Genomic DNA, 12,005 nt, shown 5'->3' on the forward strand with positions numbered 1-12,005 from the left:
TGTTAAAGCAGGTATCCGTCTTCTGCGGCGCGTCGGATGAGCTCCGCCTTCTTGCTCGCCGGGCGGTTTGCCTTGGCGTACTTCTCGCGAACCCGGCGCAGGTAGGTCTTCGCCGTCTCGTACTGCACGTTCATCTTGCTCGCCACCTCGACGGTGCTGTAGCCCGAGACGTAGAGGCGGAACGCCTCGATCTCCCCCGCGCTGAGCTTCGGTCGCGACTGGCTCGTGGCGCCGACCGGGAGCGGACGCCAGTCGCGCTGCACCACGGTGTTGGGCCGCACGCCCATGATGGCGCGGGCGGCGTCCATCACCTCGCGCATCGGCAGCGTCTTGGAGAGGAAGCCCGCGGCACCCGCGGCGAGCGCCCGGTCGCGCGACTCGCGGCTGTCGAGGCTGGTGAGCACGATCACCTTGGCCCCGGCGGCGCGGCAGGTGCGCACCCTGGCCTCGATCGAGACCGGCTCCTTCAGCTGGAAGTCGAGGAAGACCAGGTCGGTGGGGAAGTTGTCGCTGTGCACGAGCTCGAGCCAGGTGCTCGCGCTCAACACGAGGTCGAAGTCGGGGGCGTTCGCGTAGATCCAACTGCTGAGGCTGTCGAGCAGTACCTCGTGGTCGTCGAGGATGGCCAGCCGCACGCGCGTCGGATCGGGCACGTTGCCCGCGCCCGAGGGGCCGCCGGCCTGCCTGCCCTCAACGCTGTTCATATGAAAACCTTAGTGTCAGCTCGGGGTGCTCGTGCTCGACCTGCAGGTCGCCGAACATCACGCGCACGACGGCGAGGAACGGCGCGAGCGGCCCCTTCACCACGTTCAGCTCGGAATCCAGCCGCGCCCGCAGCACCACGTCGCACCGCGCACCGGCGGGGGTGATCGCGATCTCGGCCCCTGAATCGCCCAGAGACTGCTCGTCGTGCAGCGCCACGATGAACGCTCGCAGCGCTGTGCGCTCGTCGGTGGACATGTGCTCGGCCAGCCGCTGTTCGTCGGTCACGACGGCGCCCGCGGCCGCTGACGCCGTGTGTCCGCGGTGGCCGGCCTGCTCGACCACGCTCTCCAGCCAGGTCCTATCGACGTCGGCCACCATGAGCGCGCGCACCTCGTTCGAGATCGCTCTGGCGCGCTGACGGGTTTCCTCGTCGACGACCGCGCCCTCGAGCAGCGCGGTGAAGAACGGGACGACCTCCTGGTTGAGCACCGTCACGCTGTCCTGCTGCACCGACCGGGCGATGGAGTCGCCGCGCGCACCCGACATGGCGGTCGAGACGCGGTCGGCGCGCACCCGCCAGCGGTCGAGACTGCGCACGAGCACGTCGACGAACGCCGCGGCACCGAGCGACATGGCGAGAATCGGCGTCGCCGCCACGACGACGAAGACCCCGACTGGCGCGTCGACCACGAACGAGTCGGGCCGCACGAGGGCGACGAACGCCGCGATGAACGCCGACCCCAGTCCGGAAACCATGAGTTCCCTCGCCGGCCGGTAGGGGGCGAGCGCCACGATGAACAGCCCGACAGCCGGCGCGCCCCAGTTGTCGCGCAGGTAGGGGTCGGAGCCCCACATCGAGAGGTCGCTCGCGATCATCGCGGCCAACGCGGAGCCGACGACCAGCGCGTGCGTGCGCGCGGTGAGCGGTGCCCGCAGCGGGCTCGACCTCAGCACCAGGGCGAGGCTTGCGACGGCGACGAACAGCAGGGCCGCTATGGCGAAGGTCGCGCTGACGATGCTGTCGCGGTTCAGCCAGGTCATGATCCCCGCGTACACGGGCAGCAGCAGGCCGGCGAGGTAGCTGGTGGGTCGGCCGACGAGCGCCGCGAGCGGATCACGCTGCTGCACCGCGCGCTCCTGCGCACTCACGGCGCGACCTCCGGTTCGACCCTGTCGACCGCCGGAAGACGAAGAAGAATGGATGTACCGGTGCCGGGTGTCGACCAGACCTGCACCGTGCCGTCCACCGTTTCGATGCGACGGCGCACCGACTGGCGAAGGCCCAGCCGGTCGAGGCTGGTCTCGCGTTCGGAGAAGCCCTTGCCGGCGTCGATGATCATCACGGAGACCTCGGCCTCCGAGCCGTAGACCACGACCTCGGCGCGGTCGGTGTCCGCGTGCTTGATCACGTTGACCAGGCACTGCTTGACGGCGAGCCCGACGGCCAGCTGCCGTTGGGCGTCCAGGCGCTGGATGGCGTTGGGGTCACCGCTCAGTACGACCTCGAGGCCGAGGTCGCGCGCCTCGTCGATCGACCGGTACAGGCGGCTCGCGAACCAGCCGGAACGGTCGTCCGCCCACTCGCCGTCGCCCTCCGCGGGCGTCACGAGCCACTCCTCGCCGACGAGAACCTGGAGATCGCGCTCGATACGGCCGCGCAGGTTGCTGCGCAGCGCCCCGTCGGGCGACACCGCGACGGCGGCGAGGTGGTTGAGGATCGTGTCGTGCAGCATGGCGGCGGCGCGCACCTCGATGCGGTGGCGGATGTCGGAGAGCTGCTCGTCACGCGCGGCGCGCTGCAGGCTCGGCTGGGCCAGGTACACGCGTTGGCGGCTCAGCCCGACGACCGTGAACATGATCGACACGACGCCGACGACGCCGAGCGCGGTGATGTCGGGGACGATAGCGGCACCGGTCTGCAGTGCGGCGACGATCGTGACCCCCTCGCCCAGGAGGTAGCCGGCGACGCACCAGGCGGTGGCCTTGAGCACACCGATACCCGCGCCCCCCACGACGGTGAGAGCGATCTTCGCGAGCGTGAACACGAAGTTGTCGGTGGCGATCACGTCGGGGAACTGGAGCGTCCCCGTATAGACGAGCGAGTAGACGCTGACCGTTCCGACGATCAGGTAGAGCACGGAGAACAGCGTGGTGCGGTAACGCTCGAGCAGCCAGAGCACGACGAGGAACACCAGCAGCGAGACCGCCGCCGGCCAGAGCGTGGATTCGGGCCACCTGCTCTGCAGGGCGATCACGATGAGCAGTGCGGCCACGAGGACCACGAACGAGATCACGTGAGCGGCGCGCGCGAACGCGCGGCTCTCGCTATGGGGTGCGAGATGACCCGGTAGCCCGAGAGACATCTCAGCTTCCCCTCTGCTCGGTGATTGTCACGACGCTAATGCGTTTAACGACACACGTCGCACCCCAGTTCGGGCGGTCTCGCAGGTTCGGGGTTGCGGCTAGCGCGGAATCCGCAGTATCTGCGCCGTTCTCGTCATGATCGAGTCGGCGAGAGCCGGGTCATCCGAAAGCTTTTTTCCGAAACTGGGGACCATCGCGATGAGTTTCGGCCTCCACGCCTCGATGCGGTCGGGGAAGCAGGTCTCGATGAGTCCGAGCATGATCGGCGCGGCGGTCGACGCTCCGGGCGAGGCTCCGAGCAGCCCGGCGATACTGCCGTCCGCGGCGGCCACGACCTCGGTGCCGAACTGCAGCACGCCGCCCTTCTTCGCGTCTTTTTTGATCACCTGTACGCGCTGGCCCGCGGTGATGCGGTACCAGTCCTTCTCTTCGCCCTTCGGGAAGAACTGCTGCAGCTCGGCGAACTTGGTGCTCTTCTTCGCGGCGAGCTGGCCGACGAGGTACTTCACGAGGCTGAGGTTGCCGGTTCCGGCGGCGATCATGGGAACGAGGTTGTGCGGGCGGATCGACTTGAACAGGTCGAACACCGAACCGGACTTGAGGAACTTGGGGCTGAAACCCGCGTACGGCCCGAACATCAGGCTCGTGCTGCCGTCGATGACGCGGGTGTCGAGGTGCGGGACCGACATCGGCGGGGCGCCCACGGCGGCCATGCCGTAGACCTTCGCCTGGTGCCTGGCCACGAGCTCGGGGTTGTCGCTGCGCAGGAACTCGCCGCTGACCGGGAATCCTCCGTAGCCGCGGATCTCGGGGATACCGCTCTTCTGCAACAGGTTGAGGGCGTTGCCGCCCGCGCCGACGAAGACGAACCGCGCGTAGATGTCGAACGGCGCGAGGCCGATCTCGCGTCGGCAGCTGATGCGCCAGAGTCCGTCCTTCTGGCGTTTGATGTTGGTGACGCGGGCGTCGTAGGTGATCTGCGCGCCGTTGTCCTCCATGTATTTCATGAGGCTGCCGGCGAGCGCGCCGAAGTTGACGTCGGTGCCCGCGGCGATGCGGGTCGCGGCGATCGGCTGCGACTTGGCGCGCCCCGGGATGAGCACGGGGGCCCAGCCGCGGATGACGCTCGCATCTTCGCTGTACTCGAGTCCCTCGAACAACGGGTGGTCTTTGAGGGCGTCGAACCGCTTGCGCAGGTATTCGACGTTGCCCTCGCCCCAGACGAAGCTCATGTGCGGCGTCGGGTTGATGAAACTCGACGGCTCGGGCAGGTCGCCGTTCTCCACGAGGTGCGACCAGAACTGGCGCGACACCTGGAACTGCTCGTTCACCTTCACCGCGCCGGAGATCTCGATCGACCCGTCGGGCTTCTGCGGCGTGTAGTTCAGCTCGCAGAGAGCGGAGTGGCCGGTGCCGGCGTTGTTCCAGGGGTTCGAGCTCTCCTCGGCGGCGTCGCCGAGCTTCTCGAGAACCTGGATCGACCAGTCGGGCTGAAGTTGCTTGAGCATCGTGCCGAGAGTGGCACTCATGATGCCGCCGCCAATGAGGGCGACATCGACGGGGGAATCTGGTGAACTCACCAGCCCAGCTTACGGCCCGCGTCCCTCGCGCCCACAGGGCAACGGCCTGCCTTGTGGGCGTGCATCGAATATGCCTCGATTAGCCGTGGTTCACTGTCAGTTGTGAACAACCCACTTCGGTACTGGACCGCCCTCGTGCTCATCGGGCTGGTCGGCGGCGTGCTGTCGGGGGCGTTCGGCATCGGCGGCGGGATCATCATGGTGCCGATGCTGATCGCGATAGCCGGTCTCGACCAGCGCGCTGCGGCGGCCACCTCGCTCGTCGCGATCATCCCCGCCGCGCTCGTCGGCTCGATCGCCTACCTGGCGAACGGCGAAATCGACCTCGCCGCCGCCGGCCTCATCGCGGTGGGAGCTGTCGCGGGAACGCTCGTCGGCACCCGGCTGCTCCGACGCATCTCGCTTACCTGGTTGCGCTGGCTGTTCATCGCGCTCATCGTGGCGGTCGCCGCACGCATGCTGCTCGTCGCGCCGGAGCGGGGCGAGAGCGTCGAACTCACGGTGTGGGTGGCGCTCGGCTACATCGCGCTCGGACTGGTGATGGGCGTGGCATCCGGTCTCTTCGGCATCGGAGGCGGGGTGATCGCGGTTCCGGCCCTCGTCGCCGTCTTCGGCGCGAGCGACCTCGTCGCCAAGGGGACCTCGCTGCTCGTGATGCTGCCGACGGCGGTCGTCGGCACCGCGTCGAACGCACGCGCCCGCGTCGTCGACGTGCGGGCGGGGCTGGCGGTCGGAATCGCGGCGACGGTCGGGTCGGTGCCCGGCGTCGCCTTGGCGCTCGTGATGCCGCCGCGGCTGTCGGGCATTCTGTTCGCGGTGCTGCTGCTGATCGCCGCGGTTCAGCTCACGGTGAGCGCGCTGCGGTCTAGAGGCCCAGCTTCGTGAGCTCGGCGTCCATCCGCTCGGCGATCGCCGCGTAGCCCTCGTCGTTCGGGTGCAGGCCGTCGGCGGCCATCCACTCGGGGTGGCCCTCGATCCAGTGCGATGCGCCGGGGACGTAGTCGGCGCCGATCGACCGGGCGGCGTCCTCGACCCAGCCGCCGATCACGTCGACCGAGGCCGGGCGCTCGTCGGTGTACCAGAACGGTTCGACGACGACGAAGCGGGCGTCGGGAAGGGCGGCCTTCAGGCGGTCGAGATCCTCCGTGATCTGCTCGCGGATGACCTCGGACAGCGCGTCGTACGAGAAGTTGTCGTTCAGCCCCATCGTGACGAACACGATCTCGGGATTCCGGTCGATGATCTGGCTGGGCAGGTCGTTCTCATCGACGCGGTTGGTGACGAAACCCAGGCCGTTGACGCTCGGATTGAACTCGTTCCAGTTGCGCTCGCGGCTGACGATTGTCGACCAGCGCTTGTCGGCGCTCGACGCCCCGGTGCCGAGGGTGTACGAGTCGCCGTAGAACGCGACGCGCGTGCCGGTGCCGGTGGCCGTGTCATCCGCGGGCTTGGAGGTGAGGGCCACGACGACTCCGATCGCTAGGACGAGGCAGAGCGCTGCCGCGATGATCAGTCTCACGCGGGTGCTCATGCCGTCTATTCGACACCCTGGGGCGATGGGTTTGGTCGAGACGCGTTGTATCTGCGCGGTTTCGGGTCATCTGCGTGACGGCGCGCGCACGCCGGTGACTCGAATGGGCGCAGACGCGCGCAGGGCTACGCCGAGACGAGCTTCGCCGCCACCAGCTCTGCGATCTGCACGGCGTTGAGCGCCGCGCCCTTGCGCAGGTTGTCGTTGCTGATGAACATCGCGAGGCCACGGCCGCCGGGCACGCCCTCGTCCTGGCGCAGGCGGCCGACGTACGACGGGTCCTGTCCGGCGGCCTCGAGCGGGGTGGGCACGTCGGTGAGGACCACTCCCGGTGCATCCGCCAGCAACTCTTTCGCGCGCTCGACCGACAGGGCCGAACCGAACTCGGCGTTGATAGCGAGCGAGTGGCCGCTGAAGACGGGCACGCGCACGCAGATGCCGCTCACGAGCAGCTCGGGCAGGCCGAGGATCTTGCGGCTCTCGTTGCGCAGCTTCTTCTCTTCGTCGGTCTCGAACAGGCCATCGTCGACGAAGTTGCCGGCCTGCGGGATCACGTCGAACGCGATGGTCTTGGGGAACGTCGTGGCTTCGCCGAAGTCGATGGATGACCCGTCGTGCACGAGCGAGCGCGGATCCTGTTCGATCGCCGCCTTCGTCTGGGCGTAGAGCTCTTCGCCGCCGACCAGCCCGGCGCCGGACACCGCCTGGTAGGTGGAGACGATGAGACGCTCGAGCCCCGCCTCGTCGTGCAGCACCTTGAGCACGGGCATGGCCGCCATCGTGGTGCAGTTCGGGTTGGCGATGATGCCCTTGCGGGCGTCGGCGATCGCCTCGGGGTTGACCTCGCTGACGACGAGCGGCACGTCGGGGTCCATGCGGAAGCCGGACGAGTTGTCGATCACGAGCACGCCCGCGGCGGCGAACCGCGGGGCCTGCGCCTTCGACGTGGTGGCGCCGGCGGAGAAGATGGCGATGTCGAGCCCGGTCGGATCGGCGGTCGAGGCGTCCTCGACGACGATGTCTTCTCCGCGGAACGGCAGAGTCGTGCCCGCGCTGCGCGCCGAGGCGAAGTAGCGGATCTCGGCGACCGGGAACTCACGTTCTTCGAGGAGCCGGCGCACGACGGCACCGACCTGTCCGGTGGCGCCGACGACGCCGATTCGTACTCCGTTGTTGTCGCTCATGCTGTTCCGCTCGTAGCTCGGGGGCCCACAGTCGGGGCTCGAAGTGTTGCCCAATTGTACGGGTTGCCGCCGTTCGCGGCCGTGCCGTGTGCGTGGCCGCCGAGCGGCCGGGTACCGACCCTGCTGCTAGCGGCCGGTGCCGCCGTGCACGACGGCCTCGGTGTCACCGTCGAGGCCGAAGGCGCTGTGGACGACGCGCATGGCCTCGTTCACGGTGTCGGCGCGGGTCACGACGCTGATGCGGATCTCGCTGGTGGAGATCATCTCGATGTTGATACCGGCGTCGAAGAGCGCGGTGAACAGCTTCGCGGTGACTCCGGCGTTGGTGCGCATGCCGGCACCCACGACGGCCAGCTTGCCGATCTGATCGTCGTGCTGCAGGGAGTCGAACCCGACATCGGGCTGCTCTGCGGTGAGCGCGGTGATGACCGTGGCCGCATCCGACTTGGGCAGTGTGAACGAGATGTCGGTCAGTCCGCTCGCGCTCGAGACGTTCTGCACGATCATGTCGATGTTCGCGTTCGTCTTGGCGACGATCGTGAAGATCTGCGCGGCCTTGCCCGGGATGTCGGGAACGCCGACCACCGTGATCTTCGCTTCGCTCAGGTCGGCGGCGACGCCGGTGATGATTGGCTCTTCCACGATCTCTCCATCCTTCGGGTTGGTCACGAGCGTGCCCTCGTTGTTGTTGAACGACGAGCGAACACGCAGGGTGACCCCGTGGCGCCGGGCGTACTCGACGGCCCTGATATACAAAACTTTTGCTCCGGATGCTGCGAGCTCGAGCATCTCTTCGCTGGTGATCACGTCGATCTTCTTGGCGGCGGGAACCACCCGGGGGTCGGCGGTGAAGATGCCGTCGACGTCGGTGTAGATCTCGCAGACCTCGGCGCCGAGCGCCGCGGCGAGGGCGACGGCGGTGGTGTCGGAGCCGCCGCGACCGAGCGTGGTGATGTCGCCGGTTCCGCGGTTGAAGCCCTGGAAGCCCGCGACGATAGCGACGTAGCCGGAGTCGAGGGCGTCGCGCACGCGCTTCGGCGTGACGTCGACGATGCGCGCCGAGCCGTGCTGCGCGTCGGTGATCATGCCGGCCTGGCTCCCCGTGTAGGAGCGGGCCTCGACGCCGAGGCTCTTGATCGCCATGGCGAGCAGGGCCATCGAGATGCGTTCGCCCGCGGTCAGCAGCATGTCGAGCTCGCGGCCGGACGGAACGGGCACGACCTGTTCGGCGAGGTCGAGCAGCTCGTCGGTGGTGTCGCCCATGGCGCTCACGACGACGACGACCTCGTGGCCGGCCTTGCGGGTTTCGACGATGCGCTTGGCGACTCGTTTGAGACCCTCGGCATCGGCAACGGAGGATCCGCCGTACTTCTGTACGATCAGGCTCACGTGGTTCTCCTGCGGTTCGAAGGTGCGGCCGGCTTCCGGCCCAATGTGCGATTCTAGCGGGCGCTCTCGCTGTGTTACGGCGTTAGTGCTCCGCGAGCCTGCGGCCCTCGAAGGCCCGGCCGAGGGTGACCTCGTCGGCGTACTCGAGGTCGCCGCCGACGGGGAGACCGGAGGCGAGGCGCGTGACCCGCAGGTTCGGTTGCTGCAGCAGACGGGTCAGATAGGTGGCCGTCGCCTCGCCCTCGAGGTTGGGGTCGGTCGCGATGATGACCTCGGTGACGACGCCGTCGCTGAGCCGCTGCATGAGCTGGCGGATGCGCAGGTCGTCGGGGCCGATGCCGTCGATCGGGCTGATCGCACCGCCGAGCACGTGGTACAGGCCCTTGAACTCGCGGGTGCGTTCGACGGCCACGACGTCTTTCGCCTCTTCGACGACGCAGATGGTGGAGGGCGAGCGACGCGGATCGCGGCAGATGCTGCAGGTCTCCGTCTCGGTCACGTTGCCGCAGATGATGCAGAAGCGCACCTTGTCGCGCACCTCGGTGAGCACCTCGGCGAGACGGCTGACGTCGAAACTCTCGGTCTGCAGGATGTGGAACGCGATGCGCTGCGCCGACTTCGGGCCGATGCCGGGCAGGCGGCCGAGTTCGTCGATGAGTTCTTGGACGATTCCTTCGTACACGGTTTAGAAGTCCTTCGGTACGACGCGGGGCGCCACGGGTTGTTCTTCGATGAAACTCGCGCCGAGGATCTCGCGCACGACGGATTCCCCGTAGCGCGCGTCGTCGGCGGTGGGCACCGGCACGACCTTCGCGGCGGGCCTGCGGGCCGCGGCACGCTGGGCCTGCAGCTCCTCTTCGGTCGGCGCGCTCGGCGGGATGGCCGCGACCGCCCAACCGCCCGGCTCGACGTCGGGCTCGGTGGGTTCGGGGGCCTCGTCGTCGGCGGGCGGCGCGGTGCGGGTCTGGGTCGGCGTCGCGGACGGGGCGGATGTCACGGACGACACGGGTGCCGCCGGCTGGGCCGGGCGCCCGGGGGCCGAGTCGGGCGCGAGGTTCAACTGCGCGAGGAACTTGACCCGCAGACCCAGCACGTCGATGATCGCGCTGCGCAGGATGGAGCTGACGCCCTCGCCGGCCGGGGTGAGCTCTTTGAACTTGGCCTGGTCGGTCTGGTTGGAGAAAACGAGCGCGAGCACGTCGCCGTCGAGGGCACGCACGCTCGCGTTGAACACGACGGTCCACGCGTTCATGTTCGCCTTCTGAACCGACTCGAGCACCTCGGGCCAGGCGTCCTTCATCTGCTGCAGGGTGACGGTGGTGGCGGGTGCCGGCTCGGCGGAGGGGGCGCTCGATTCGATCGCGGAGCCCGCTTCGGTCGCCGAGCCTGTCGACGCGCTCGATTCGGTCGCCGAGCCTGCTTCGGTCGCTGAGCCCGTCGAAGCGCCTGCTTCGGTCGCCGAGCCTGCCGAAGCGTTCTCGACGCCGGGAGCAGCCGCGGCCGACTCGGGGGCCGGCTGCACGGGCGTGTTCGTCGAGACGGCGGGCGCCGACTCGAGTTCGGCGACGGCCTCCTCGACGGGGACCTCGCCAGACGTGTCGACAGGACGATCTGCCTCCGCCGCGCGCTCGACAGGAGCCGATGCGGCCGTGGGCGCATCCGGTCCTGTTGACGGGGTGGGGGCGGTGGCGGCGGGCGGGGTTGCTGCCGGCGGGTTGGCTGACGACGGGGTCGAGGCAGTCGGCTCGGCCGGCGTCGCGCGCGGCGCACCGGGCACCGCGACGGCTGGCCACGACGAGGTGGCGGCGATCGGCTGGGCCGGAGCCTGAGCCGGGGCGGGCGGCTCGACAGGACGAACGGGCTCGGGCGCACGCTCGACAGGGCGGTTCGGGCTCGTGGCGCCGGCCGATCCTGTTGACGGTGCGCGGGTCGGCTCGGGAGCACGCGCCGGAGCCGGCGCCCTGACGGGTTCGGCGCGTGACGCGGCCGGGTGCGGCGCGGCGGCACCCGTGACGGCGCCGCCCTCGACGCCGACGCGACGCTCGAGGCGTTCGACGCGCACGAGGGCGCCGCGCTCGGTGTCGTCGCTGGCGGGAACCAGGATGCGCGCGACCATCAGCTCGAGGTGCAGCCGCGGCGAGGTCGCCCCGGTCATCTCGGTGAGGGCGGCGTTCACGATGTCTGCGGTGCGCGAGAGCTCGGCCTGGCCGAAGCTGGCGGCCTGCTGGCTCATGCGGGTGAGTTCGTCGGCCGGGATCCCGCGCAGCACGGCGGCGGCGTGGTCGGCCGTCGCGGCGACGATGATCAGGTCGCGGAGGCGCTCGAGCAGGTCTTCGACGAATCGGCGGGGGTCTTGGCCCGTCTGGATGACCCGGTCGACTGCGTCGAACACGGCGGCGTTGTCGCGCTGGCCGATCGACTCGACGGCCTCGTTGAGCAGGGTGCCCGGCGTGTAGCCGAGCAGGGCGACGGCCCGGTCGTATTCGACGACGGTGCCCTCGGAGCCCGCGATCAGCTGGTCGAGCAGCGACAGCGTGTCGCGCACCGAGCCGCCGCCCGCCCGCACCACGAGTGACAGCACGCCGGGTTCGACGGTGACCTTCTCGCTGTCGCAGAGCTGCTGCACGTACTCGAGCATCTGGGCGGGCGGCACGAGCCGGAAAGGATAGTGGTGCGTGCGCGACCGGATGGTGCCGATGACCTTCTCGGGCTCGGTCGTGGCGAAGATGAACTTGACGTGCTCCGGCGGCTCTTCGACGATCTTGAGCAGCGCGTTGAATCCGGTGGACGTGACCATGTGGGCCTCGTCGAGGATGAAGATCTTGTAGCGGTCGCGGGCCGGGGCGAAGATGGCGCGTTCGCGCAGGTCGCGGGCGTCGTCGACGCCACCGTGGCTGGCCGCGTCGATCTCGACCACGTCGAGCGATCCGCCGCCGTCGCGGGAGAGCTCGACACACGAGGGGCACACGCCGCACGGGGTGTCGGTGGGACCCTCGGCGCAGTTCAGGCAGCGGGCCAGGATGCGGGCCGAGGTGGTCTTGCCGCATCCGCGGGGCCCGCTGAACAGGTAGGCGTGGTTCACCCGGTCGGTGCGCAGCGCGGTGCGCAGCGGATCGGTCACCTGCGACTGGCCGATGAGTTCAGCAAAAGTCTCTGGCCGATAACGGCGATACAGCGCGGTAACCACCTGTAAAGAGTAGCCGCCGCGACCGACAGTCGTCGGCGGGTGTGGATTGTCGCGCGCGGCTCCGG

10 protein-coding genes are annotated in these 12,005 nt (G+C 69.0%); 1 reads left to right on the forward strand and 9 read right to left on the reverse strand.

The genetic code is table 11. From position 1 onward, the window contains the following. Positions 1 to 2 precede the first annotated feature (2 nt). The 4 genes from IEV96_RS09765 to IEV96_RS09780 all read right to left on the reverse strand — a co-directional run bounded on the left by IEV96_RS09765 (position 3) and on the right by IEV96_RS09780 (position 4,598). Positions 3 to 704, reverse strand: coding sequence for a response regulator transcription factor (locus IEV96_RS09765; protein ID WP_188510425.1), 702 nt, complete (start codon positions 702 to 704; stop codon positions 3 to 5). Next, positions 691 to 1,854, reverse strand: a complete 1,164-nt coding sequence (locus tag IEV96_RS09770) for a hypothetical protein (protein ID WP_188510426.1) — start codon at positions 1,852 to 1,854, stop codon at positions 691 to 693. Before IEV96_RS09770 ends, IEV96_RS09765 begins: the two co-directional genes overlap by 14 nt. Further along, positions 1,851 to 3,068: a sensor histidine kinase gene (locus IEV96_RS09775; RefSeq protein WP_188510427.1), complete on the reverse strand. Its 1,218-nt coding sequence runs from the start codon at positions 3,066 to 3,068 to the stop codon at positions 1,851 to 1,853. Before IEV96_RS09775 ends, IEV96_RS09770 begins: the two co-directional genes overlap by 4 nt. Positions 3,069 to 3,167: 99 nt before the next feature. After that, positions 3,168 to 4,598: a malate:quinone oxidoreductase gene (locus IEV96_RS09780; protein ID WP_188511204.1), complete on the reverse strand. Its 1,431-nt coding sequence runs from the start codon at positions 4,596 to 4,598 to the stop codon at positions 3,168 to 3,170. A 153-nt stretch (positions 4,599 to 4,751) separates the two neighbouring features. On the opposite strand from IEV96_RS09780, the gene IEV96_RS09785 reads away from it, so the two are divergent. Next, positions 4,752 to 5,534 carry a sulfite exporter TauE/SafE family protein gene (locus tag IEV96_RS09785; protein WP_188510428.1) on the forward strand — a complete coding sequence of 261 codons (783 nt, stop codon included), beginning with the start codon at positions 4,752 to 4,754 and terminating at the stop codon, positions 5,532 to 5,534. Here IEV96_RS09785 and IEV96_RS09790 read toward each other — a convergent pair. From IEV96_RS09790 to IEV96_RS09810, 5 genes are all read right to left on the reverse strand, one after another. Further along, on the reverse strand, positions 5,515 to 6,180 hold the full coding sequence (locus tag IEV96_RS09790; RefSeq protein WP_188510429.1) for an SGNH/GDSL hydrolase family protein: 666 nt from the start codon (positions 6,178 to 6,180) through the stop codon (positions 5,515 to 5,517). The two genes, IEV96_RS09785 and IEV96_RS09790, sit on opposite strands and share 20 nt — an antisense overlap. Before the next feature lie 125 nt (positions 6,181 to 6,305). Then, positions 6,306 to 7,364 carry an aspartate-semialdehyde dehydrogenase gene (locus IEV96_RS09795; protein WP_188510430.1) on the reverse strand — a complete coding sequence of 353 codons (1,059 nt, stop codon included), beginning with the start codon at positions 7,362 to 7,364 and terminating at the stop codon, positions 6,306 to 6,308. Positions 7,365 to 7,490: 126 nt separating this feature from the next. After that, the gene (locus IEV96_RS09800; protein WP_188510431.1) at positions 7,491 to 8,753 is read right to left on the reverse strand and encodes an aspartate kinase; all 1,263 of its coding nucleotides are present in this window, start codon (positions 8,751 to 8,753) and stop codon (positions 7,491 to 7,493) included. An 82-nt stretch (positions 8,754 to 8,835) separates the two neighbouring features. Then, the gene (gene recR / locus IEV96_RS09805) at positions 8,836 to 9,435 is read right to left on the reverse strand and encodes a recombination mediator RecR (RefSeq protein ID WP_188510432.1); all 600 of its coding nucleotides are present in this window, start codon (positions 9,433 to 9,435) and stop codon (positions 8,836 to 8,838) included. Positions 9,436 to 9,438: 3 nt separating this feature from the next. Further along, on the reverse strand, positions 9,439 to 11,940 hold the full coding sequence (locus IEV96_RS09810; RefSeq protein WP_188510433.1) for a DNA polymerase III subunit gamma and tau: 2,502 nt from the start codon (positions 11,938 to 11,940) through the stop codon (positions 9,439 to 9,441). Positions 11,941 to 12,005 lie beyond the last annotated feature (65 nt).

The sequence above is a fragment of the Conyzicola nivalis genome, assembly GCF_014639655.1.
In the GTDB taxonomy this organism is placed as follows: Bacteria; Actinomycetota; Actinomycetes; order Actinomycetales; family Microbacteriaceae; genus Conyzicola; species Conyzicola nivalis.